This is a genomic window from Pedobacter sp. (assembly GCF_045627485.1).
GTDB lineage: Bacteria > Bacteroidota > Bacteroidia > Sphingobacteriales > Sphingobacteriaceae > Pedobacter.
The window spans coordinates 25,370-49,199 of the sequence record NZ_JAZQNU010000176.1; the positions used below are offsets into that span (position 1 = coordinate 25,370).

A 23,830-nucleotide genomic window follows, 5' to 3' on the forward strand; every position below is an offset into this window, starting at 1 on the left:
TATTTAACCTGACTTATAGTGATTCAAATTGCTACATTAAAGTCATAACGTATTACGTTATGACAGGATGCAACAAATCATACGTATTTTTGAAACAACGTGATTCTTATGAAGAAACTACTTAACAATACACCATATTCTGTCCTTGACCTGGCAACAGTGATCGAAGGTAAAACACCTGCATATACATTTAAAACAAGCCTGGATTTGGCACAACATGCTGAAAAATGGGGTTATACCCGTTATTGGCTTGCTGAGCATCATAATATGCCAAGTGTGGCCAGTTCTGCAACTGCTGTAGTGATTGGCCATATTGCAGGAGGCACAAAAACCATTAGGGTTGGATCGGGAGGCATTATGTTGCCTAACCATTCCCCTTTAATTATAGCTGAACAGTTTGGTACCCTGGCATCCTTATTTCCTGACCGTATAGACCTTGGCCTTGGCCGGGCACCAGGTACCGATCAGCTTACTGCCATGGCCATTCGTGGCGAGCAGCGTATGATTGCGGCACAGAACTTTCCACAGGACGTTTTAAAATTACAGGCATATTTGTCGGCAGATAACAGCAGAAGTAGTGTGCGTGCTATCCCAGGTGAAGGATTAGATATCCCTATCTGGATATTAGGCTCCAGCACTGATAGTGCCCGTTTGGCAGCCGCTTTAGGCTTACCTTACGCTTTTGCCAGTCACTTCGCACCTGCACAATTTTTAACAGCCATTAAACTATACAGAGATAATTTCAAGCCTTCAGATTACCTGGATAAACCTTATGTGATATCCTGTATAAATGTTGTAGCTGCAGATACTGATGCGGAAGCTCAGAAACTGGTGACATCACTATACCGAATGTTTAAAGGCGTAATTAGTGGTAAAAGAGAACTTCTGCAACCTCCTGCTGCGCGTTTGGAAGATGTGCTGAACGACTACGAAGAAGAACAGGTGAATCAGATGCTGGCCTGCACTTTTGTTGGAAGCAAAGAAACATTAAAAACTGAACTGCAGGATTTCCTTGACCAAACACAGGTAGATGAAATAATGGTAACGGCTCATATTTATGATCATCCGGCAAAGTTACGTTCATATGAAATTGTAGCAGAACTATTCAAAGGAATTTAATCCTCCCAAAAATGTTAAAAGAAGAACAAGTAAAAATGATAGCCGACACCCTGTTACCAGGCTTTTTACCCAAAGACTCTGCGGAAGCCGAACTTTCGTTCCATTTCACTGTGCCGCCTAACCAGAGTTTTAAAGTTTGGTATGGTAGAAACAATAAAAATACATGGGATTTTAAGAAGTTCGAACAGGTACAGGTTTAATAAACTGGCGATTTATCTGCAATGTTTATAATCACTGCATCCAGTTCTTTTGCTGAGCTGCTGAGGTAATCAAGCATAATTTCATAATCATCGTCTGGAGAGTTCAGGCGAATCAGGTCTACCAGACCTAAGATTCGTGCTAAGGGTGCGCGCACCATATGCGACTGTATCCAGGCGATTTCTTTAAACTTTTTATTCTGGTCTTCAATGGCCTGAATATATTCCTTTCTCTTGGTAATATCTTCCATGGCGCCAATAATGCGCACAGGTGTACCTTGTTCGTCGTGAACTATAAAACCCCTGTCGCAAACATAGCGGTAAGTGCCATCGCCACAACGAAAGCGGTATTCATCCTGCCACCTGTTGGTTCCATCTAGCTGGTACTTCAATTTCTTTTCGACCACCCTTTGCCGGTCATCGGGATGAACCTGCTCATTCCACCATTCAAATGTGGTTGTATCACCGGTGATGTTTTTATGCCCAAACACGCCTTTTATACCCCTGTTCCACACAATTTCCTGAGAACCAATACGGTAGTCCCAAATTGTGTCGCTTGTAGCCTTGGAAACGGTATTGAAGCGCTGGGCGCTTTCCTCCAGCCTGCGCTCGTTCTTCAGGCTATCGGTATAATCGTAAATAACTACCAGTTTGGCGTCGCGATCCATGTACCTGAGTGGCTTGGGAATAACATGGGTGTAAACCACATCACCACATTGTTTTCGATGCTGCTTAATTACTTTTTCTAATTTAGTTGACACATTCGGCCCCTCAATATCATGGAGGGACATTCGCAGGAAAGTTTCCTGATCGTAACCATAAAAATGGACGGCAGCGGTGTTAACGGCTAGAAATGCAAACGTATTGACATCAAAGATCCACATCGGAAGTGGAGACAACTGAAAGAGATCAAAATGTGCTGTTGGCATCGGCTTTTAAAGGTTAGAATTGTTGTAATGATACTAAAAAAACCCTGATAATACGCATGTGTAATCATTGTGAGGCCATACTGTGTTCTCATAGCGCGTCTTTATCAGTTGATAAGCACAAAAAAAGGGACCAGTCTAACATGAACGGCCCCTTGAATGATTTTAAGATTAACTTATTTCTTTTCTCCGGCAAGCTTTAATGCATTGTAAGCATTAACAATTCCACCAGTAACGCTTAGGTCAGCGAAAGGAACAGATTTAGTTTCTTCTCCTTCTTTAACGTTCACATTATGATCAACCTTTACTACAGATTTCATAATGATATCTTTTACTTCCTTAGCAGATAGTTTTGGATAGTAAGAACGGATTAAGGTAGCAAGACCAGCAACAACAGGAGCAGCCATACTTGTACCGTTGAATTTAGCATATTTTGAACCCGGGATTGTAGAGTTTATGTTTACACCAGGGGCAAATACATCAACGGTGGTTTTACCATAATTTGAGAAACTTGCTTTTAAGGTTTCATCGTCATTAAAACCTGAAGCACCCACTACCAGGTAGGCGTCAGCAATGCCGCCACCTTCATACCTGCGGTCAGGGAAGCTTTTTTCTACATCGAGGTTTTTATTGTCATTTCCAGCAGCCTGAACGATCAATACGTCTTTAGACATGGCATATTTCACGGCCTCATCAACTACTTTTTTATCCCATGAATAACCTTTACCAAAGCTCATGTTTATTACTTTCGCGCCGTTATCAACTGCATAACGAATGGCATTCGCCACATCCTTATCGCGTTCATCACCGTCAGGCACCGCCCTTACCGGTAATATGATGGCCTGGTCGGCAACACCTTTGATTCCAAGATCGTTATCTCTAATGGCGGCTACGATACCTGACACGTGGGTACCATGACTTGCGTCTGCACCGATCACATCATTATTACCATAAATGCGCTCTCTGCTGTCGGCATAATTATCAACCTGCAGTTCTGCTCTCGGATCGTAATCCATGTTCAGGTTATAATTTACCTGACCAGTATAATACTCAAGACCTTTTAAAATCTGATCGTTATAAAATTCTTTGAAAGTTTGTGTTTTTAATTGCGTCAACATGATGTCTTTCACACGACCTTCCATTTCATTTGCTGGTTTAAAAGCTTCGAAATCTGCTAGTGTAGGATCTTCTTTACCTATTTTGGTAACCACCGCATCAATCACACTTTTAAATCCTTCAATACTTACCAGTGCGCTTTTAGCCTCCGCCAGCTTAGATTCATATTCAGCACGCATTTTTTGATAATTCTCAAATGCCGGAAGGTCGGCAGCAGGAACAGAAGTAGCATCTGCCTGGCCGAATTTAGCTTCATCTCTCTTTAAGATTCGCGTTAATTCAAGGGTTTCATGGTGAATCGACCCTTTATCGGAACCAAGGTAGTTCCAGCCGTATACATCATCAATGTATCCGTTCTTGTCGTCGTCTTTTTTATTTCCAGCTACCTCTTTAGCGTTTTTCCACATCACCGTTTTTAAGTCTTCGTGGTTAAAATCCACCCCACTATCGATGATACCAACCACAACAGGTTTTGCTTTTTTACCTTTTAATAACTCGGCATAAGCTTTTTCTGTGCTTATCCCAAACACAGTATCTGTTTTCAGGTCAAGATTTTGCCAGTTGTCTTTCTGAGCAAGGGCAAAAAAAGGCAAGGCCGATAACAGGGCAATGCCATACGTTTTTTTGGTTAATAAATTTATGTTCATTATTTTACTTTGTGTGTTTTTGATGAGTATTGGAGAGTACATTCCCGTCCCTACTGTTAAATTTCAAATGGTGGTGTGGTTTCCCTTGCGATAACATCAGCTATGGATGTATTGGAAAGCACCCGCAAAGTGGCGTCCCTTACATCAATAAATGTTTTACGAATACCACAGGTAACCTCATCATGGCATTCATCACATTTGCGATAAAACTTGATGCTGGCACAAGGTACCATCGCAATGGGGCCATCGGTAATACGCAGAATATCGGCCAGATAAATGTCTTTAGCTTCTTTATTCAAACTATAACCACCACCGGCACCTTTTTTACTATATAAATAGCCGGCATTTCTCAGGTCCAAAAGAATCTGTTCCAAAAATTTCCTGGGAATCATCTCTTGTTCTGCCAACTTTACAATTTGCATTGGCGGATTTTCGACATTTTTTCCCAGCGCTACCAGTGCCTTAATGGCATACTTTGTTTTCTTCGATAACATATTGTAACAAAGCTAACAAAGATTTACAGATTAAAAGAACGCTTTTATGTAAGGAAATCGTTTAAATCTTCGACAGGAACGGGCTGCTCAAGCCCTACACCGTTTTTAACTGTTGCCAGTACAGCCGAAAATTTCTTTTCCAAACGTTCAGCAGCATCCTTATATTGCTGTGTCTTTTCTGGTAATAACTCATCATCAACGTTTTCTTGTGCAGTAATCTTTGACTGTAAATAGTCTTTATAATTATCTGAGGCCTCATCGGCGAGATTTTGAAGTAAGTCCTTATAAGTCATGGGTGATTGTAATTAAATACCCTGTCTAAACGAATATGCAGCCTAAATTGTTCGGGGCCTTTTTACACATGACATTTTCGTGGTATTCAGCGCTTTTTCATTAACTTGAAAAGCCGAATATTAACATGCTAATCATGAAACGTAGTTTAACCTATTTATTATTATTCCTGCTGCTCAACTCACTGGCGAATGCACAGGTTAAACAGATCGCGATAAACCGCATAGGCGAAATGGCCGAAATTCCGCAGCCCTTGCGCATTATAGACTGGAAAGAAATGGCCTTGAATTTTGACAGCACAGTGTATAACCTGAACAGTAAGGGACCTTACTGGCCCTTAGTCTGGATAGACAGTACTGGCAAAAACTTTAAACAACCTGTAATTGGTGTTTACACTGCAATCGGCGATGTGCGCCAGGGGCCATCCAATCATAAAGGAATGTTCCACGAGGCGCTGGCTAATATGGGTGCTGTATTAGGCGCTAGTCTGGTGGGTATTGACAAACAAAAGAACAGCACTTTTAACTATGTGGGCATGCTGCGAAATTACTTTAACAGCGACAACGGCTGGAACATTATGATGAACAATACAGCACCTGAAGTGGCCCTGTTAGGTGGTGGTTATGGCCGCGACTGGTGGTATGATGTTTATCCTAACGTACTATTTTATGCAATTTTCGACCTTTACCCAGATGAACCGGAGTTTGAGCGCATGGCCAGGACCATAGCAAATCAGTTTTACCGTGCCGACTCTGTACTAAACAGGAATTATACTTACTCCTATTTCGACTACAGTCAAATGACGCCTATGACCAATAACATCTGTCCACAACCAGATGCTGCTGCCGGACATGCTTATGTGTTATATTCGGCTTACCTCCATTTCAAAGATCCACGTTACTTAAAAGGCGCCATCAATGCGATGAAGGCCCTGGAAAGCCAACCTATTAACCCCACCTATGAATTGCTGATGCCCTTTGGGGCTTATGTGGCCGCACGGATGAATGCCGAGCAGGGAACCAGTTTTGATGTACATAAAATGCTCGACTGGACATTTGACGGAACGGCCGTATGCAGAGAAGGCTGGGGCGTATTAACGGGCAACTGGAACGGAATAGAGATCTCCGGCACGGTAGGCAGCACCTTAGACCATGGCGGTTACGCGTTTTTAATGAACACTTTCGATGCGGCATGGCCATTGGTGCCTTTGCTCAAATACCAGCCACAATATGCCAATGCTATCGGCAAATGGATGCTGAACGCTGTTAATGCAGCACGTTTCTTTTACCCGCAGTATATCCCCAGGCAGCACCAGACGCTGCCCGATGAAGCTGCTGTTACCAAAGGTGTTATTGGTTATGAAGGCATCGCAAAATCATCCACTTACGACAGCTTGTATTCTGAATTACAGGCGCCTGTTGCCCAAGGCGACGGCCCCAAATGGGTGCCTGGAAAAAACCCGGAGGTCTCACAGTTCAGTGTATATGGCAGCGGGCATGTGGGCATTTTTGGTGGTATGGTGAAAGAGACTGCGATTGAGGGCTTACTGGAGATAAACCTGAACACAACAGACTTCTTTGCCGATCAGAGTTACCCCAGTTATTTGTATTATAACCCTTATGGGGAAACAAAAACAATACGCATAAAGACCCCGGCCAATCAAAAAACAGATGTTTATGACGTAATAACAAAGAAATTCATCGCAAGAGGGATAAAAAAGAACTTTAAGATGGCTATGGCCCCCAGACAATCAGCGATATTAATCAACATCCCCTCCGGTGGTAAAATCACACACAAAGACCAGCGTTTATTGGTCAATGACAAAGTGATAGACTATAGCTATAGGATGCCATAGTCTATTACTATTACCATGACTCTACCGAGAATTGGGAACACTTCCAACTACCAACGCTATGAGCATTTATCAATCACTGCCTTTGCCAGGAACGTTAACTATAAACAACATTAGGCTACCAGAATTGCCAGTAGATGTAACACCATGCTAATGCATAAAGTGCAAACCAGAGCTTCACACCCTGCCACCAAGGGCGCTTGATTTCATCTGAAGTGTCAGTTTCCAGCCAGTTTCTTTTCCAAACATAGGTTTCGATTTGCACCGGCTCCGGTGGTTTTGTGTATAGAGAAACGACTACAATCAGCAACATGGTAAGGCCCTGGGCAATTGCCCCAACGTACAACCAATGAAGATTAACATCAAAGACTATTAAATAGCTTGCTAATGCGACCTGAATGATCACGCCACCAATTAAGCCAGTAATTGCACCAGCGTAACTTGCACGTCGCCAAAAAATGCCAATTAGAATTACAGATATGAAGGGCGTCGCCATATAGGTCACACCGGTCTGGAAATACTTGAATAAACCAATGCTCCCGACTAAAGGTGCGACGAGTGAAGCAATCAGCAAGGTCACCCCGCCGGAAAGCTGCCCCGTAATGATCAGTTCTTTATCGACAGCATTTTTTCGAAAGAACTTCTTATAAACATCAAGGGAGAAAATCGTGGCGACAGAATTGGAAAGCGCGCTCACGGTAGACATCACGGCAGCGAAAAAACCAGCAAGTACAATGCCGCGTAACCCAGAGGGCGCAAAAACCTGCAATGCTAACGGAAACGCGCTATCCTGACGATCCGGAAGTAGTGAAGGTCCCTCTTTCATGATGTCCAGCCAATGATAAACCACCAACCCGATCAAGCAGGTAACCAGCGGTCGGATGATGTTTATAAATCCAGAAAAAATAAGCCCCATATATCCATCCCATTTTGAGCGCGCAGAAAGGATGCGCTGGATCATCACCTGATTGGAAGATTGATAAAACAAGAACACACCAAATGATGCGAGTACCAATCCGGCAAAAGGCGCTTCGGTATCTGATGGCGGCTGATACAGGTGAAAGCGTTCCGGAGCGGCCTTTACCATTGCATCCCAGCCACCCGGAATATGATTTAAGGCAACAAAGTAAAACACCACACCGCCGCCAATCAACATCACACACTGCACAGCATCGGTCCACATCACAGAACTCAAACCACCTAAAAGGGTGTAGCTCGCGGTTACTAAAACAATACCTGCCATCACATAACCTTGTGGCCATCCCGTGAGTTCACTCAAGGTCAAACTTCCACCATAAATTACGGGCGGCAGGAAAACGAAGATGTACCCAATCAAGATCACCACACTGTAGATCCCACCACAGGCTGGACCAAATCTCCGGTTAAGCAGGTCAGGTACGGTAAGGATCTTGTTTCGAAGATATAAGGGAATAAAGAACACCATCATAATCAGGTACGTTGGCAAGGCCCACCACTCCCAATTTGCAATGGCCATCCCGCCCTTATACGCCGCGCCAATAGTCCCAACAATCTGTTCACTGGAAACGCTGGTAGCCACAAAGGCGGCACCGATCAGGTACCATGCCATTTTGCCTGAAGCAAGAAAATAGCCTTCAGTTGTCCGCTTGATCTTTCGGGCGGCGATCAAACCTATGATCACGACCAGCAAAGTTTCTCCAACAATAATGGCAATATCTAAACCGGTAAGGTGAAAGTTATTCATAGGCGGTGATATCATGGTAAGAGACGCTTGGTTAATCCCCTCTGAAAAGCATCGAGCTTTCTGAAGCCTTCGGCATAGCGGCAACCAGCAGCCATTCCACGGAAACGTGCCTGTACTTCAATCATCTCAAACAAATCTGTATTTGCCAGCTGCTGCATGGCGGTTACCTGGCTCTTATGGCAGGCCAGCATCTGCTTTTTCAGCGCAAATGATTCAGAGATATCTACATATTCGAGTGGGGCGAAATCAATTCCCCCCAGATTATCCATGTGGTAGATCTGCGCCTTTCCGAATCTGCAGGCTTGTTGGCTTTGCCCTGGTATATGTGGGAGGCCTTTCTGAAAATACGCGTCGAACACCAGCTGGCTCACGTAACGATGGTCGGGATGGTAGTCGTTCGGAGAATGGGTTAGAATGATGTCCGGATCCGCCTGTCGCAGCACATCAATCATCAGCCGTCTTTGCGTCTGGTCTGGAAATACATGCTCATCCATCACCCCAACCCAGATCAGGTTAGCTCCGATAAGATCTAGTGCGGCCCTGGTTTCTTCCTCCCTGATCGCTGCAAGTTGTTCTGGTGGAAGAACCTGATCACCCATGTTACCACTTGTAAAGACAGCCACGGTAACGTTATGTCCATCCATTGCGTAGCGAATTACCGTTCCTGCGCAAAGAATCTCCAGATCATCTGGATGGGCCGTAATGCATAATACATTCATATGAAAGAGTTATAATACGCCGTACTTATTGAATACATTTCGCAGCGTTTCTCCATTAAGTAGTTCCGCCCTGGATTGATCTTCTTTGAAAACCTTTTCATAAGCGAGGTTTAGCACCTCATCTTCCACTTCAAGCGGAACCACAACTACCCCGTCATAATCCGAAAACACAAGTTCTCCTGGGTTTACTACAACATCGCCACAGCGTACAGGAACATCATAAGCCATTACTTTACCACGGCCCAGACTGTCGAGCGGACGAATTCCGCCATGAAATATAGGGAATTGCATCACCATGATTTTTCTACAGTCACGGATCATACTGTCGCAAATACAGCCCACGGCACCATTTCTTTTTGCAATTGTACTCATAAGTTCTCCCCATGGTGCATTGGTGCCGGCAAAATCAGTGGAGTGTACCACCACATCACCTGACTTCAAAGAATCTACCACTTCAATTTCCATTGTATAGGGTTCCTCATCTATATAGTCGGTTTCCATCCACCGCAAGGTCCTGGCGCGGCCTACAATCATGCAATGTTCCGGATCTAATGGCCTGAGTCTTTGATGCATGGCCTGATTTCTATAACCCAACTGATCGAGTACATCACAGACAATTGGTACATAGAGATTTTGTTTGATCCATTCAAATTTTTCCGGATCGGATAGGTGTTTTGTTTTTGATTCCATAGCAGAATTATTTTACTTGATAATTATTCGGGTTGATAAAGCATTCCATACAAAAGGCTGCATGATTTCCAGGATCACGCAGCTTACAGGGCGCGCGTGATGGGTACAGAACCATTCAAACGAATGAGGATTTTCAACATTCAGGGCCATCATGTCATAATGATTTGGTATTGCATACCTGGGTTGAACGGCAGCGGCAAATTCAACGGCCTGCTCCGGCCCAGGATTACCCCACTTGCCGTTAATGGGCACCAGCATCAGCTCTGGATTATTCGGTGCAGCAGCCAGCACCAAGGGATGAAACTGGGTGTCACTTGTATGATAAACACTTCTTCCATTAGAGAACCTGAGCAGATATCCGGTGGTGTCGAGGACATCCGAACCGGTAGGCAGCGCGAAGATGCCTGAGATTTCAGTATCCGCCGCTTGCCAGCATTCCCCGGGGTTTACAACAACCAGGCATTCCGGATCAATCCCTAAAGCAAGCAGCTTTCTCGCAGCAAGCCTCGGGGCAACAAAGCGGGTTTGCCGTTTGAACCTGAAGGTTTCTACAGTTTCCGGGTCAAGGTGATCCAGGTGATCATGTGTGACAATATAGATATCCGCCTGGAGTGCAGCTGCAGCTAAAGGTGGCGGGTATAACCGTTTAAATTCGGGCGCTGATGCTGCCGCAGCATCAGAAAGATAAGGATCGAGTGCCACGGTAATACCTGCAGCCCGGATGATGTAACCGGCCTGTCCGAGCCACCAGATAGCGGCCTCATCCTGATCCAGGCAGTGTTTTAATATCTCTTCCACAGCCTCAGACATTGATGCAAAAACGTTTCAGCGCCTTTTCGTCGATTTCAATTCCGATCCCAGGGCCTTGCGGCACAGCAATGTAACCTTCATCATCCATGACCACTGGGTTTTGAATGATCTCCCGGAGCATTGGATTTTCACTTACATTGTACTCCAGGAAGAGTGATCTTGGCAGCACCGCATTAAGATGTAAACTTGAGGCAGTTAACAAATCTGTAAGCCATGCATGCGGACAAACATCCACGCCGGCATGTTCCGCCTCCCAGATGATTTTTCTCGCTTGAGTAAATCCGCCACATCTGGAAAGATCAGGTTGTATCACATCAATACCGCCACGCTGAATAAGTTCCCTGAAGCCCCAGCCCGTGGCTTCCTGTTCTCCCGCAGCAAGGCGAGTTCGCACACCCGCAGCCTTCGTCTTTGCATACCCTTCATAGGCTTCGGGCGACAGAAAATCTTCAAGCCAGTAGATGTTATAAGGTTCCAGTGCACGGCACAATTCTATGGAATCATAGGCGCTTCGTTCAACCATCCAGCCTGCATCAATCATGAGTTCTACATCTGGGCCAAGCGCTTCACGGGCTGCAGCGACAAGTTTAATATCCTGCTTTGGGTTCTGCCCGAACACCCCCCAGCCAAATTTCACTGCTGTAAAACCTCTCTTGAGGTAAAATTCGCAGGCTGTTTTCATGGCATCAGTAGTCGGACGGAAAAGTGTGGAGGCATAAGCACGGATCTTATCCCGCCTTGCTCCGCCCAGTACTTTGTGAATGGGTCTGTTAATAGCCTTACCAATAATGTCATGGCAGGCAATATCAAAGCCTGAAAGGACCTGCATTGCAACACCGCGGCGACCATAATAGATGGTACCCCGATAGATCTTATCCCATAACCGCTCCACATCAAAGGGATCCTCACCAATAACTAAGGAACGGATTCCTTCAAAAACGCCTGAGCCACTTTCAGGCGCATTGATAACTGATAAGCCAACATGGGGGGAAGTTTCTACGTCAGACCATCCGATAATGCCATCATCTGTACTTACCTTCAGCAAAAGGCAGTGTTTTACGCCTCTGGCTTCATCGCTGCCTTCCGGTGGTTTAATTTCATAGGGTGATTCTAAAATAAATGCTTCAAGGTTGGTGATCTTCATAAAATAAGGTTTAGGTGAATTGGGGAAATAAAATGGCTACTTTCAAGGCCTCATCATGCTTATTAGCAGCAAGGCTGAAGGCGTCCTTCCAATTTTCAAATGGAATGTGATGGGTAACAATTTCCTGAAGCGCTTCAGGCGTCGCGCTGAGATAGGCTAGTGCATCGTCAATTTTATGTTCATCATTACATGCACCGACCATTTCCAGTTCAGCTACATGCAGTTTAAAAAGATCAATCTTCAAGGGGCCGGTAATGGTACTAAATACAACCATCCGGCCACGCGGCCGTAGTGCATTCAAACAGGTGTTTACAGCATCTTCTGCACTGACAGCAAGAATGGCAATGTCAGAGACGTTTGCCGGAGGATTAGTGGTTACCACTACCCCGGGAATTTTTGAAAGACGAAATGGTTCCCTTCCCGACACCGTGACAGCTGCACCTGCGCGGGTGGAAAGTCGCGCAATGTTGTTCCCAAAGGGACCATCTCCGACAATCAGCACCTTTTTACCACTTACGTCACCCGCGCGGGCCAAGGCTTGTAAACATACGGCGACCGGCTCCAGCAATGCAGCCAGTGGAAACGGCAGCTGATCCGGAATCGCTCGCACACGGTCTGCTCTCAACACGAAGTACTCGGCAAAACAACCGTCTTTATCAATACCCAGATGGCTCATTATTGAACACAGGTGGTTCAATCCACGCCTGCACTCCGTACAAGTACCACAAGGGATTACTGGATGCGCTGCAACACGTGTGCCGTGTGGAAGGTTATGCACATCAGCACCAGATTCCACCACAATTCCCGCACCTTCATGCCCCATAATCCTCGGATAGTTAATTCCGAAAGGATTACTTTTCAGATCATGTAAGTCGGAGGTGCATATTGTTGCAGCCTGGGTCCGGATCAACACCTCGTCTCTCCCGGGTACTGGCACCGGCACCTGGACTTGTACCAGATGATTAATGCCCCGCAGTTGCAGGGCCTTCATATATGCTCCACTTGTCATTTCAAATGTTTTGGATGCGTTAATTCAAGAAGGTTCAAGGTATCCCGGTTGATGATCCGATCAATAATCTCCGGGGAAACGATAGGCAATCCACTCTGTGCAATGACATCATTGATCTGGCGCACGCCATTAATGGACCCCGCAGTGGTGGTGAATGGGAAGTCTGAACCAAACAGTACCTTTTCATGTGCACGGTATTCTTCCAGCAGTCGCATCGAATTATAAAATTGCCATGGGCGGTAATATAGAGCCGAGAGGTCTGCATACACATTGGCATTTCTGCGGATCACTGCGATGGTTTCACCCTCCCAAGGGTGGCCCAAGTGTGCAAGTACGATCTTGAGGTCTCTGAAATCATTTGCCACCGTATCAAAGTGGATGGGGCGGGAATATTCTAGCAATGTGCCACTAACAAAAGAGGTTCCTGCATGAAATAATATCGGGAGGCCATGCTGCATACAGTAGCGGTAGATCTCATAACATCTTGGATCACATGGATGTACATTCTGATACAAAGGCGCCATCTTTACACCACAAGCGCCATACTGTTGGTGGCACCTTTGGAGTTCTTCCATGGCGTTGGTTTGTGCCGGATCAATCGCTGCAAAGAACAGCAAGCGATCGGCAGCTTTGGCAACATGTGCTGCTACAAATTCATTAGGAATTTCCCAGCCCGAAGCATTCGCCTGAAGCCCAAAAACAATAGCTACATCTGCTGCCTGGGTATCTCGGAGATGATTTTCCTCCACATCCCCCCAGGTTGAAGGATCAACGCCACATCTTTTTAAATCATCTTGTAAACTCAGGCCAAAATGCAGGTCGGAGCGGAAAACGTGTGTATGTATATCGACTATCATGTGTTTCGTTTTATGCTCATCTTAAATTCTATTCCAGCGACCAGTAATGCACAGCCCAGGGCTCAAGCTTGATCGTTAAGGTATGGCTGCCTTTTTTCAGGTTGACAAAAGGGGCTGGACGCAGGCGCTGGTTCTCCTCCATCCCGGATCCTGTGGCATCAAGCGTAATGTGGCGGATCCGCATATCTTTCGGGAAGTTTTCCAGGTTTATGCTGATTGTTTTTGGCTGATCCGAAAAATTCCAGAGCATCATGTTGTGCATATCCAATTGCGGATCATGGGTTGCAAAGCCATGTACTTTGTCGTCCGAAGAATTCATTTCCATTTTATTCCCGGCCATTCTCGACAAGAGCTTAAAGGTGAAATATGCAGGCCGCAGTTGATTCTGATAGTCAATAAGGCCGCTGAATTGCGCTTGTCGATTCCACCATCGCGTCATAAAGGCGGCCCCTTTTTTGGAGAATACTTTCTCAAAGGTGTCATAGGATACATACCAATCCCTGATCTGGTAATAAGCCGACCAGTCCAGACCAGCATCTTTCATTTGCCAAATGCTTTCGGCGACGTAACAAGGTTGAAACCGGGGATCAAGTGGCGGATTAAACAAATCCATGTTCCATTCATTGATAATGGTTTCAGGTCTAAGAGAGGGATATTCAGCAATGAGCGCTTTAACATAGCGGATCTGCTCGCGAATGGCTGTTGGGCTATTGTGGTATGTATGGAACGATACAAAATCCAGCGGTAGTTTCTCGGCTGAACTTCTGCGCAGCAATTCAGGTAAAATCGGCGACTTGTACCAGGACAATGCAGGTCCGCCCACCTTCGCTTCAGGATCCGCTTTGCGTATTGCTGCGACCGTGTGTTTATAATAGGTGGCGTAGGCTTCGGGTTTAAAACGATAAGGTGTTCCGCCATCTTCGCCAATATCAACCTCGTTGCCCACTTCCCAATGTACAATACCAGAATTCCGGTCTTTGTAATGTTTTACAACATTATATACAAACCGCTCCCACTTTTTGTAGTCGTTTGGCTCTACGATGTCCTGATCAATCACCGGGTAGAAGAATTTAGGTTTCAGACAGAAGCTCATAAATGGTTTAGCTCCGGTCTTCCTGATATCATCAACCATCTTGTCGAGCGTCTCAAAATTGTACTTTTTGCCATCGGCGGAAAGCACATCGTAATATTCACTGACAAACAAGCGGATAATGCCCGGTTTCAATATCTTAATTTCTGATATTCTGCCGGCTAGCATGGGTTCTTCAGACAGGCCGCCCTGACCGAGTGCCATTTGTTCCATCTTCATGGGGCCGAGGTTTGTGTCGAATTTCACGTTTACCGTGGTCGATTGCGCAATAGAAAGCAGCGGGAACAGCGCGAAAAAGTGTAAAAGGAAGTTGTTGAGTCTCATCATGTTATTAATATATTACTTTCTAGTAGGTTGCAGAAATTTCATAGCTGGTCTCAGCAGGGGCATTTATTACAAGTTGTTCTTTCTGTTGATCAAAATCCCATGTTTTACCATTGACCGTCACCGACCGTAAGGGTTTCTCCTCCGGATGGCGCAGCCGTACGATTAGTGTCTTTGGCATAGTGCTGCCAGATAGGTTAAGCAGTGTTTGAATTTCATTTTTTGCGACTTTCGGCTGGATGGTGAAAGAAAGCGGGCCGAAATACGTAGGAGCATTTTTCACGGTGATACCCTTGTCACCCTGCAACCATTTCCGAGGTATTGCCTGACCAATCATCAGCGTATCCATTCCAATTTCATTCAACAGCATCCTTCTATAGAGTTCGAACCATGCACCGTCTGTACAAGGGGGACCAAAATATTGGCCCCAAGCCCAGCGATGTTCAAGAGAAGTGAGCTGATCATGTGAAAAGCCACAAGCCATTAAGCTGTAAAATGAGCGGATAGCACTCTTTGGCTCGTCCCGATGTAAGTAGGTATTGCCCTGTTGCACATATACAGGCTCATTTGCTGCACCCAGATTACCCAGGAACAGATTATCTTCATGGTCGTGCAACATGGCTGTAGTCAGCCAGCTGTGGGGTTCCAGCACCCCCAGTCGGGAAAGATGCAATGGACCACAATCTACATCCGTGGGATACCACTGTTCCATCATCCTCCTTGGGGTCATGGCGTCGGTCGGTACATAGTTGATCCAGGTGCCATCTTCCAATTGTACCACTGGCGATTGTACACTGCTTTTAGAAAATGTGTTCACGACATCCTGCTTTAGCTGTGCGGCGATGGTGATTGTTTCCGATGCCCTTGGATGTTGATGTTTCTGAAGCGATTTTCCGAAAAGCTCCAGGCCGGCTACAAAGTAAGCCTGTGTAAATGCCCATTCTCTTTCCGCGTGCGTAAGGTCGTTTAACGGACCGAGCACCAAACCTGTGCCCGTTGCATTTGTCTTCGCTTTCCTGATTTGATTCATGCAGTAATCAAGAGTCTTTATGGCATCCGGAAGCAAACGTTCGAACGAAGCCTGGTTTCCACTAAGCAGGTAATTTTGTGCAATGGTATAAAGCTGTGCTGGGGAATAAACCGTCCAGTTGGCAAAGCCTCCAATCCGGCCATCTGCCTGTTGCTGTGTCTTAAACATGCTTGCAAGTTCATTCGCAGCGACCGCATCATAACCCCGCATACCATAAATCATATAGTCCACATACACCGCCTGGTTTACCGGCCAGTCTGCTTTCTCCTGACCATAAGCCGTATTTGCGTAAGGCAGATCCATGATCAGTTCAGTATCTGCTTCAACTTTATGTCTGGGAAGGATTAAAGAATGCCATAGACTTGCCCTGAAGAGGGCGTTGACTTCCGGCTCAGGCACCTCAAAGAAAGCCCCACCGTCCAGCCAGTTTTGCCAGTAAGCTATGGTCTCTTCTTTTGCCGCGGCATATTTAAGCTCCACCAGTTCCCGCAACCTGTTTGCTTTAAGCACCGGTGCAGGCAGCTTCAAAATGATTTCACCGGCTGTACCCTTTTTAATATTGGCGCTTAAAGTAAGTGCAACCTGTTCACCTTTACCGGCTTTGGAGACTTTAACAAGTTTCGGATGCAGGGGCATGGCACTTTCAAAAAGCAGCCAAATGTTGTTCGTTTGTTTATCCACCACTGCCCAGCTTTTTCTGATCTTCATCAGCGCCAGCTTCGTGTTCATAGATTCGCTGTTCAGCGTTACCATGAATTCCTGCGGTCCTTCGCTGAACTTCAATTTCGACAACAAAACGGATTCTACACGCCCATCCCCATTAGCAGGCGGCGGTGTAAGTAGAACTGCAAACTGCTCAATTTGACACTGCTGGTTTCCTTTCTTCAAATCGGTGATAATCAGTGGAAGGCCATCTTCGATCCTTTGTCGTTCCCATGAACTTTGTGGCCATTGAATATCAAGCCTGAACTTTTGTGGCGAAGCGAAGTCAGGCCGGACATTAGCCCAACGATCGATGGCGAATTTGTATATTGAACCATGTGCAGCGGCGGTAACTGTCAGGTGACCTTCGGTTCCCATATACTTGGTTTGCCAGGAGGCATTCCATTTATTGGGGTTACCGAAGTCCACCCAACTGCCTTTGAAAGCCTCAAGTGAGGCTTCAGGGGACTCTGCGACGCGGTCAAGCACCCGTTTGCCTTGTAGTCCTGCATGGTGTTCTTTAAATGCTACCGGACGATCTGCAAGCGTAATATAGGCGTCATGCTCAGGCAGCCACATCGCGCCATGTTTGATCAGTTGCTGCAGGGCAATAGAGAATCCCGCTGTGCTATCTTCCTTTAAATAAACCGTCAGGATAGCCGCATCAGGCACGTTCCACTGGTCATCTTTTAGGCGTCTGACCTGGCCCGGGGCGCCGTGATCCAACAGATAGCCCCAGATGCCGTCAGTGGAAACGGTATAAGAATCCTTATGCTGTGCCAATTTGCGTAAGGCATCAGTAGGTTGTGGCCAACTCACATTGGCGGTTATCTCTCCAGGCTTTCCGCCAGCAAGTACGTTGATTTCTATCCCCGCAGAGCCGGTCATCGCTGTCACCACCGTTTTACTGCGTTCAGGATCTACAAGGCCAAAGGTGATCTTCAAGCTGGTACGTGCTGTATTATGGTGTTCGTCTACCTTCTTGAAAGTACCCAGGCAAGGGACTGTGATCAGGAACACCAGAAAAAATGTTATGGAGTGGATACTTTTCATAAGCTTCAATGCTAATAGCGAATGCGATAGTGCCGCGGATTAGTAGTTCGGATTTTGGGTCAGCTGACTGTTTTTGTCGATAGCAGATTGCGGGATCGGCAGCACATAATTTTTATTTGCCTGAAACTTCCTGTTGCCACCTGCAGCCGGTACAATCTGATAATTAGGCGAACTACCGACTAGATCAATCTTAATAGCCCGAAGCGGACGGTTAAGGTTAACCTCTGCCAAACGCAGGCGTAACAGATCTGGCAATCGTTTTTCTTCAAAGGCAAGCTCCACCCTTCTTTCACGGTGGATGGCCGTTCGAAGCTGATCCTGATTTAGGCCCTCCTGCAGTGCTGGTATTCCGGCTCTTGCACGAATCTGGTTTATAGCCTGATATACGGAGGCATCCGGACCAGTAGCTTCATTGCGTGCTTCTGCATAACCCAATAGCACTTCTGCATATCTGAAGATGATCCAGTTGGCACTATTCTGATTAGTTTGTGCACTAGCATATTTCGGATTGATGCCTTTACGGTAATAATACCCCGTTCTAGTCGATATGCTACTGTTGTTAAGATCCGTTGCATTCATGCTATTCACCCCTTGTTTCATGATCATCACATCACCCAGCCATTCGGATCCATCATACACGATGGACTGATAAAATCTGCGCTCGCGGTTTTCATATGGTCGCTGTGGATTATAGCCTGAAGTTGGATTAGTAATTGGAAGACCGTTTGCCATGGCATATTCATCTACCAGGTCCTGTGTTGGATTTATGTGTCCCCATCCAGTGAGCGCGCCTCTTACAAAGCGAGGGCCGGTATGACCATCCCGGAAATTCGCTAATCCAGTTCCACCCAGATGCTGGCGGCTAAAGATCACCTCCACATTATTGTTGTTCTCTTCAAAAAAGAGTGTATTGTAGTCTGGAAAGAGGCTGTAAGCATTCAGGTCCATCACCCTTTTAAAGGTTTCTGCTGCCATTTCCCATTTCTTCTTTTCGTTTGTCGGATTCAGTAATGCACTGGCCGCGAAAAGATCTACTGCAGCCTTTAAGGTTAAGGCAGCCCCTTTACTCGCACGGCCTGATTCCGCAACCACCGGAAGGTCTGATTCTATCGCTGCACACTCTGAGCTGATGAAAGTATAGGTTTCTTCGGTCGTGGCACGCGGCCTGAAAACTTCATCACCTTGCTCATTATAATTTAAGATGTCAGTGATAATGGGCACACCACCATAATAGGTCCACAGCAGGGAGTAGAAGTAAGCACGCAGAAATCTGGCTTCCGCAAGTCGTGTTTTTTTCCAGGTCTCGGATAAAGATGAGGCACCGACTTTTTGAATAAAAACGTTACATTTCCTAATGTTCGAGTAATAACCCCATAAGCTCGGTGCATTACTTGATGTGTAGATCGATGGACCATAAATATTGGTGCTCACACGGCCAGCCTGACCGTTGATGGAGTTGTCAGAGAAGTTTTCCCAGGGATCGCCCGTGTCCAGCGTAGGAACAGCCGCATAAATGTTATTTAAAAACAGGTCTGCATTGCTATCACTGGACCATAAGGCTTCGTCAGAAACCTGATCTACCGGTGCTACATCCAGATATTTCTTACATGAAAACAAAGTGGTTGTGAGGATGAAAAGGATCATCACACCTTTAGCGAAGTTAAATTGCTTTTTCATTGGAGTTTATTTATCAGGATTAGAAAGTAATATTAGTACCGATCGAGTAGGTGCGCTGGTTTGGATAGCCCCAGCTGCCATCTGGAATCCAAGAGTTATTTTGACCAATTTCCGGATCATAATTCATCAACTTTGTCCAGGTCAGCAGGTTCTGGCCGGAAAGAAAAATCCTGGCACTCTGCATCTTCAGCCTACTCATAACCCTTGACGGTACATTGAAAGAAAATACCGCACTTTTCAGTCGCAGGTAGCTGGCATCACCGACATAGAAAGACGAGCGCTGCGAGTTATTGACCGTTGGCGAAGAGGTCAACCTTGGGTTCGCGGCATTGGGATTATCCGGTGTCCAGTAATCAAAGTTCTGAACATATGGCAACATGGTATCCCAGAATGGCTGTATGGACGATCCGTGATAATACCAGTTGGTCTTTGCGGCACCCTGGAATAATACATCCAATGCAAGCGCTTTATATCTTATGCCAGGCGAGAAGCCATAGATGATGCGCGGTGCCGCAGAGGGATCTCCGATCACGGTTAGATCATCATCGTTGATAATCCCGTCCTTATTCATATCCTCATAACGAATATCACCTGGTTGTACTGCGCCCCATGGCTGTACAGCAATGCCAGACTTCAAGGCACCATCACTTTCGAAGTCATCTTGCTGGAAGTAACCGAGCGATTTAAAACCGAACATGGTACCAAGCGGTCGGTCGGTAATTCTCCTGTTAGGATTGTTAAAAGTTGTAGCACCTTCAAAGATTTGCACCAGCTTGTTTTTTGCATAGGTGAAATTACCCGACAGGGAGATCTGAAGGTCATCCGAGAAGCGATAACTGGAACTTGCGGTAAAATCAAATCCCTGGTTCTGCATAATGCCTGCGTTGACCTGGCTTAGGCCAATGCCGTATTCTGCAGGCACAATAACATCCGGGTTAACCAGCATGTTGGAACGTTTTTCAAAGAAGTAATCCAGCTCAAAGTTCAGCAGTCCCTTCCAAAGATTCACTTCTAAACCGACATCTGTTTTCTTCGCACGTTCCCAGGTGATGTTGGGGTTAGACTCCGCCCTTTCGCTAATCCCTTGTACAGCATTGTTGCCAAGTACATAGTTTGTTCCAAGCACATTATAAGTACTCATGAATTGAAAAGGACTTCCGGCCAATGCGCCCACTTCCCCGTAAGAGGCTCTGAGCTTTAAATTGTCGAGGACAGAGACTTTATCTTTCAAGAACCCCTCCTCAGATAGGCGCCAGCCAACAGAGAATGCCGGGAAAAAGCCGAATCTATTCTCTTGAGAAAAGAAATAACTGCCATCATAACGACCACTGGCCTCCAGCAGGTATTTACGATTGTAGTCATACGCCAAACGATACACTACCCCGAGCTGCCTGCTCGCACTGGAAGATCCTCTTGTACTCATGTCAGCCTGACTAGAACTACCAAGATTGATTTCATCTATAAACAGGTTATAGTTTCTGCGGGTTGCACCAAGATTTAAGGCATTATTCCCTTTGGATTCTACAAGGCCCATAACACTCACATTATGTTTGCCGAATGACCTGTCGTAATTCAATCCAAACTGTGCGGTAAGCTGGTAGTCGTTAAAGTAATTCTGGCTCAATGACGGTTTAGTCTGTCCCCAGATCCCATCCACAATAACATTTGGTGTAACGGATCTGTCCAGACTGGCTTTGTGTACGGGGAGCGTCCAGATTTTGTCCTGCGTAAATGTTGGATCATAGGCGATGGTACCTTTGGCTTTTAGTCCGGGTATAAATGGCAATTGTTGTTCTACTGAAATCTGGGAGTAAATACTTGTGGTATTTATTTTCTGGTAGCCGCCTTCAAACAAACTACCGGTGAGGAAAGTTCCGGGTAATCCGTTACTAAAACGTAATGGCCCATATAGTGGATGCAGATAACCGATCAATTCAAATATCCTTCCTGTAGAAACAGCCGGATAAAGATTTTTCTGGTGTCTGCCATTCAGGTTAAAGGATACGGTGGTGGTAGAAGTCACTTGTGCATCTAGGTTTATAGTCAGGTTAAACCTTCTGTTGTTGGTTGTTGGCCACATGCCTTCCTGAAACTGATATCCCAGGCCGGTATAATATTTTATTTTTTCCGCGCCGCCGGAAATTTCGAGATTGTGCGTGGTTAGCACCGCGTTTGAATTGGTGATATCTCCCCAGATATTTTTAAAAGTCGGATAAGCATCAGGATCAGAACCATCCTCAAATTTCTGTAAGTCTATAGCTGAATAAGGTTCTGGCAAGCCTTCATTTACTGCTGCAGCATTGCGCAAGGTTGCATATTGGAAAGAGTTAACGAAATCAGGCAGTTCCACTGGATTTTGAAAACCAACATAACCATTATAGGTCAGCGTCGGTGCGCCGGTATTACCTCGTTTTGTGGTCACCAGGATAACGCCATTGGCTCCTGCTACGCCATACGGCGCTACTGCGGCAGCATCCTTCAATACGGAGAATGACTCAATGGTATTGGGGTCGAGCTGCTGAAAACTTCTCGGAATTCCGTCTACGATAATTAGTGGTTGTGTGGCGCCCGTCGAGGAGATCCCCCGGATGAAGATGTTGGAACCATCCCGTCCAGGTTCCCCGGAGCCTTGCTTTACAATCACACCGGAGACGCGGCCCCCCAAACCATTACTCAGATTTGAAATGGGAACAGCTGCAATTTCTTCACCTTTCATGGTGGAGATAGCTGAGGTTACCGAGGTTTTCCGTTTGGTGCCATAACCCACAACTACCAGTTCATCCATATTATTGCCCGCTTCTTCCAGTACGATGTTCAACTGACGCTGATCCGTTACGGGAACTTTGCGGGTTGTAAAGCCAATGGAAGAGAAGGTTAAGGTTTGTCCTTTTAAAGCTGCAATGGTAAATGAACCATTGGCATCTGTGATGGTGCCCTGTTTGGTTTCATCAACAATAACCGACACGGCAGGTAATGGACCTTTGCCATCCGTAACTTTGCCGGTTATTGGAAGTTTCTCCTGTGCGTGCACACTTACAGCTACAAAGTGGAACACGCATACCAGCAGGAAGGTGATGCTGCCGGTTAAGTTTTTTAATGATCGTGGATTCATATCGGTGCAGGATTATGGTGTTGTGTCTTAACATGCTATCAACACAAACTTATCAGAAGCATGAGGCTGATATGTAAACCATCTTGTTCATTCCATAACCTATTTTGTAATTATTAACTTTTAAAGCTGAGATAGCCCAGTATTATAGGGTATGTTAATTTTCACGCATTGGATATTGTTTAAAGCCCGATTATTTACTTTATATTTAATAGTATGAAGCCGCATTATAAACCAATCCCATGTGAATCAACCCTAATCAAGGTTGAATTTCAAAAAACGACAAAGGATTTTTATTATCCATGGCATTACCATTCGGAGCTTGAGCTCGCCTTCATCTTAAGTGGAAATGGTGTGCGGTATGTGGGCAATTCTATGGAAAACTTCAACGATGAGGAGCTAGTATTGATTGGGCCGAACCTGCCACATACCTGGCATAATTCCAGCAACTCCGATGTGCCGGTAACCGCCATTGTAGTGTTCATCAAACAGGAATTTATGCAGCTCACCAGCATGCAAAGCATCGAGTTCGCAGCCATCAAAAGGTTGTTTGCTGATATGGGCAGCGGGATAAAGGTGGATTGTGAAACTGTAGCCAGACTTAAGCCAAAGTTCTTCGCCTTACTAAATACAAGTGCTTTCGATACGCTAATTGTACTGTTTCAGATTCTTCAGGATATTGCGCTGGGTCAAAACTACCGCCTTTTATGTGTGCATGACTTCTCCGGCAAGTTCAATGCGGTTGACAAGAAACGCATAAATACTGTTTACGATTACATCGAAAAGAACTACCAAAATCAAATTTCCTTGGCAGATATTGCTGCGAAGTTGAACATGAGCGGAACCTATTTCTCCAGGTTTTTCAGTAAAGCATTAAAAAAGCCATTCTTTGAATACTTGAATGAGTATAAGATTAACCGCGCCTGTAAGCTACTGATTGAAACAGACAAGCAGGTCAGTGAAATCTGCTATGCATCCGGATTTGAAAGCCTGCCCTTTTTCTACCGACAGTTTAAAAAGTTCAAGAACTGCCAGCCAAAGATGTACCGGCTTAACTACCAAAACGTTGCATTAAAACTTATAGAAGACTCTTCACTAGCCAGCTGAGTTAAAAGTCATTATACCTAATTCCATATGTCAACCTTAATTTACCGCTCAAATATAAGTTTTATCCTGAGCATGCACGCTTAAAACAAAAGCGCCTGGATTATCCAGGCGCTTTGCATTTATAATATCAAGAAAACCTTATGG

General features: G+C 45.5%; 19 protein-coding genes. 4 read left to right on the top strand and 15 right to left on the bottom strand.

From position 1 onward, the window contains the following. Positions 1–108 precede the first annotated feature (108 nt). Together ACR2F3_RS13610 and ACR2F3_RS13615 are read left to right on the top strand one after the other, a co-directional pair. A complete protein-coding gene (locus tag ACR2F3_RS13610; protein ID WP_432710523.1) occupies positions 109–1,119 on the top strand; it encodes an LLM class flavin-dependent oxidoreductase in 1,011 nt (336 codons plus the stop codon). 11 nt (positions 1,120–1,130) lie between these two features. Continuing rightward, the gene (locus tag ACR2F3_RS13615) at positions 1,131–1,319 is read left to right on the top strand and encodes a hypothetical protein (RefSeq protein WP_432710524.1); all 189 of its coding nucleotides are present in this window, start codon (positions 1,131–1,133) and stop codon (positions 1,317–1,319) included. On the opposite strand, the gene ACR2F3_RS13620 is transcribed toward ACR2F3_RS13615, so the two are convergent. The 4 genes from ACR2F3_RS13620 to ACR2F3_RS13635 form a co-directional block, all read right to left on the bottom strand. Then, the gene (locus ACR2F3_RS13620; protein ID WP_432710525.1) at positions 1,316–2,245 is read right to left on the bottom strand and encodes a PAS domain-containing protein; all 930 of its coding nucleotides are present in this window, start codon (positions 2,243–2,245) and stop codon (positions 1,316–1,318) included. The two genes, ACR2F3_RS13615 and ACR2F3_RS13620, sit on opposite strands and share 4 nt — an antisense overlap. Before the next feature lie 173 nt (positions 2,246–2,418). Continuing rightward, positions 2,419–4,005 carry a S8 family peptidase gene (locus ACR2F3_RS13625; RefSeq protein ID WP_432710527.1) on the bottom strand — a complete coding sequence of 529 codons (1,587 nt, stop codon included), beginning with the start codon at positions 4,003–4,005 and terminating at the stop codon, positions 2,419–2,421. 56 nt (positions 4,006–4,061) lie between these two features. Further along, the gene (locus ACR2F3_RS13630; protein ID WP_432710528.1) at positions 4,062–4,499 is read right to left on the bottom strand and encodes an RrF2 family transcriptional regulator; all 438 of its coding nucleotides are present in this window, start codon (positions 4,497–4,499) and stop codon (positions 4,062–4,064) included. A 44-nt stretch (positions 4,500–4,543) separates the two neighbouring features. After that, entirely contained in the window at positions 4,544–4,792 is a 249-nt protein-coding gene (locus ACR2F3_RS13635; RefSeq protein ID WP_432710529.1) for a hypothetical protein, read from the bottom strand. A 134-nt stretch (positions 4,793–4,926) separates the two neighbouring features. Between ACR2F3_RS13635 and ACR2F3_RS13640 the strand changes: the two genes are divergently transcribed. After that, the gene (locus ACR2F3_RS13640; RefSeq protein WP_432710530.1) at positions 4,927–6,645 is read left to right on the top strand and encodes a hypothetical protein; all 1,719 of its coding nucleotides are present in this window, start codon (positions 4,927–4,929) and stop codon (positions 6,643–6,645) included. A 115-nt stretch (positions 6,646–6,760) separates the two neighbouring features. Here ACR2F3_RS13640 and ACR2F3_RS13645 read toward each other — a convergent pair whose 3' ends face one another. The 11 genes from ACR2F3_RS13645 to ACR2F3_RS13695 all read right to left on the bottom strand — a co-directional run bounded on the left by ACR2F3_RS13645 (position 6,761) and on the right by ACR2F3_RS13695 (position 22,582). Continuing rightward, a complete protein-coding gene (locus ACR2F3_RS13645) occupies positions 6,761–8,365 on the bottom strand; it encodes an SLC5 family protein (RefSeq protein ID WP_432710531.1) in 1,605 nt (534 codons plus the stop codon). Positions 8,366–8,376: 11 nt separating this feature from the next. Next, the gene (locus ACR2F3_RS13650; RefSeq protein WP_432710532.1) at positions 8,377–9,084 is read right to left on the bottom strand and encodes a PIG-L deacetylase family protein; all 708 of its coding nucleotides are present in this window, start codon (positions 9,082–9,084) and stop codon (positions 8,377–8,379) included. A gap of 9 nt (positions 9,085–9,093) precedes the next feature. Further along, entirely contained in the window at positions 9,094–9,774 is a 681-nt protein-coding gene (locus tag ACR2F3_RS13655; protein ID WP_432710533.1) for an RraA family protein, read from the bottom strand. Positions 9,775–9,786: 12 nt separating this feature from the next. After that, positions 9,787–10,584: an MBL fold metallo-hydrolase gene (locus ACR2F3_RS13660; protein WP_432710534.1), complete on the bottom strand. Its 798-nt coding sequence runs from the start codon at positions 10,582–10,584 to the stop codon at positions 9,787–9,789. Further along, positions 10,577–11,728: a mandelate racemase/muconate lactonizing enzyme family protein gene (locus ACR2F3_RS13665; RefSeq protein WP_432710535.1), complete on the bottom strand. Its 1,152-nt coding sequence runs from the start codon at positions 11,726–11,728 to the stop codon at positions 10,577–10,579. The genes ACR2F3_RS13660 and ACR2F3_RS13665 overlap by 8 nt, the downstream gene beginning before the upstream one ends. Before the next feature lie 10 nt (positions 11,729–11,738). Next, positions 11,739–12,665 carry a zinc-dependent alcohol dehydrogenase gene (locus ACR2F3_RS13670; RefSeq protein WP_432710536.1) on the bottom strand — a complete coding sequence of 309 codons (927 nt, stop codon included), beginning with the start codon at positions 12,663–12,665 and terminating at the stop codon, positions 11,739–11,741. A 68-nt stretch (positions 12,666–12,733) separates the two neighbouring features. Continuing rightward, positions 12,734–13,594, bottom strand: a complete 861-nt coding sequence (locus tag ACR2F3_RS13675; RefSeq protein ID WP_432710537.1) for an amidohydrolase family protein — start codon at positions 13,592–13,594, stop codon at positions 12,734–12,736. Positions 13,595–13,622: 28 nt separating this feature from the next. Next, positions 13,623–14,852 (bottom strand): GH39 family glycosyl hydrolase, encoded by a 1,230-nt coding sequence (locus ACR2F3_RS13680; RefSeq protein WP_432710538.1) that lies wholly within the window; start codon positions 14,850–14,852, stop codon positions 13,623–13,625. A 178-nt stretch (positions 14,853–15,030) separates the two neighbouring features. After that, entirely contained in the window at positions 15,031–17,793 is a 2,763-nt protein-coding gene (locus ACR2F3_RS13685) for a hypothetical protein (protein WP_432710539.1), read from the bottom strand. Between the two features lie 39 nt (positions 17,794–17,832). Further along, on the bottom strand, positions 17,833–19,470 hold the full coding sequence (locus ACR2F3_RS13690) for a RagB/SusD family nutrient uptake outer membrane protein (protein WP_432710540.1): 1,638 nt from the start codon (positions 19,468–19,470) through the stop codon (positions 17,833–17,835). Positions 19,471–19,489: 19 nt separating this feature from the next. After that, positions 19,490–22,582, bottom strand: a complete 3,093-nt coding sequence (locus ACR2F3_RS13695; RefSeq protein ID WP_432710541.1) for a SusC/RagA family TonB-linked outer membrane protein — start codon at positions 22,580–22,582, stop codon at positions 19,490–19,492. A gap of 213 nt (positions 22,583–22,795) precedes the next feature. On the opposite strand from ACR2F3_RS13695, the gene ACR2F3_RS13700 reads away from it, so the two are divergent. Further along, positions 22,796–23,686, top strand: a complete 891-nt coding sequence (locus tag ACR2F3_RS13700) for an AraC family transcriptional regulator (protein WP_432710542.1) — start codon at positions 22,796–22,798, stop codon at positions 23,684–23,686. Positions 23,687–23,830 lie beyond the last annotated feature (144 nt).

Bases quoted from the DNA above. Each gene is read 5' to 3' on its own strand.
- ACR2F3_RS13610 (WP_432710523.1), top strand. From the start codon at position 109: ATGAAGAAACTACTTAACAATACACCATATTCTGTCCTTGACCTGGCA.
- ACR2F3_RS13615 (WP_432710524.1), top strand. From the start codon at position 1,131: ATGTTAAAAGAAGAACAAGTAAAAATGATAGCCGACACCCTGTTACCA.
- ACR2F3_RS13620 (WP_432710525.1), bottom strand. From the start codon at position 2,245: ATGCCAACAGCACATTTTGATCTCTTTCAGTTGTCTCCACTTCCGATG.
- ACR2F3_RS13625 (WP_432710527.1), bottom strand. From the start codon at position 4,005: ATGAACATAAATTTATTAACCAAAAAAACGTATGGCATTGCCCTGTTA.
- ACR2F3_RS13630 (WP_432710528.1), bottom strand. From the start codon at position 4,499: ATGTTATCGAAGAAAACAAAGTATGCCATTAAGGCACTGGTAGCGCTG.
- ACR2F3_RS13635 (WP_432710529.1), bottom strand. From the start codon at position 4,792: ATGACTTATAAGGACTTACTTCAAAATCTCGCCGATGAGGCCTCAGAT.
- ACR2F3_RS13640 (WP_432710530.1), top strand. From the start codon at position 4,927: ATGAAACGTAGTTTAACCTATTTATTATTATTCCTGCTGCTCAACTCA.
- ACR2F3_RS13645 (WP_432710531.1), bottom strand. From the start codon at position 8,365: ATGAATAACTTTCACCTTACCGGTTTAGATATTGCCATTATTGTTGGA.
- ACR2F3_RS13650 (WP_432710532.1), bottom strand. From the start codon at position 9,084: ATGAATGTATTATGCATTACGGCCCATCCAGATGATCTGGAGATTCTT.
- ACR2F3_RS13655 (WP_432710533.1), bottom strand. From the start codon at position 9,774: ATGGAATCAAAAACAAAACACCTATCCGATCCGGAAAAATTTGAATGG.
- ACR2F3_RS13660 (WP_432710534.1), bottom strand. From the start codon at position 10,584: ATGTCTGAGGCTGTGGAAGAGATATTAAAACACTGCCTGGATCAGGAT.
- ACR2F3_RS13665 (WP_432710535.1), bottom strand. From the start codon at position 11,728: ATGAAGATCACCAACCTTGAAGCATTTATTTTAGAATCACCCTATGAA.
- ACR2F3_RS13675 (WP_432710537.1), bottom strand. From the start codon at position 13,594: ATGATAGTCGATATACATACACACGTTTTCCGCTCCGACCTGCATTTT.
- ACR2F3_RS13680 (WP_432710538.1), bottom strand. From the start codon at position 14,852: ATGCTAGCCGGCAGAATATCAGAAATTAAGATATTGAAACCGGGCATT.
- ACR2F3_RS13685 (WP_432710539.1), bottom strand. From the start codon at position 17,793: ATGAAAAGTATCCACTCCATAACATTTTTTCTGGTGTTCCTGATCACA.
- ACR2F3_RS13690 (WP_432710540.1), bottom strand. From the start codon at position 19,470: ATGAAAAAGCAATTTAACTTCGCTAAAGGTGTGATGATCCTTTTCATC.
- ACR2F3_RS13695 (WP_432710541.1), bottom strand. From the start codon at position 22,582: ATGAATCCACGATCATTAAAAAACTTAACCGGCAGCATCACCTTCCTG.
- ACR2F3_RS13700 (WP_432710542.1), top strand. From the start codon at position 22,796: ATGAAGCCGCATTATAAACCAATCCCATGTGAATCAACCCTAATCAAG.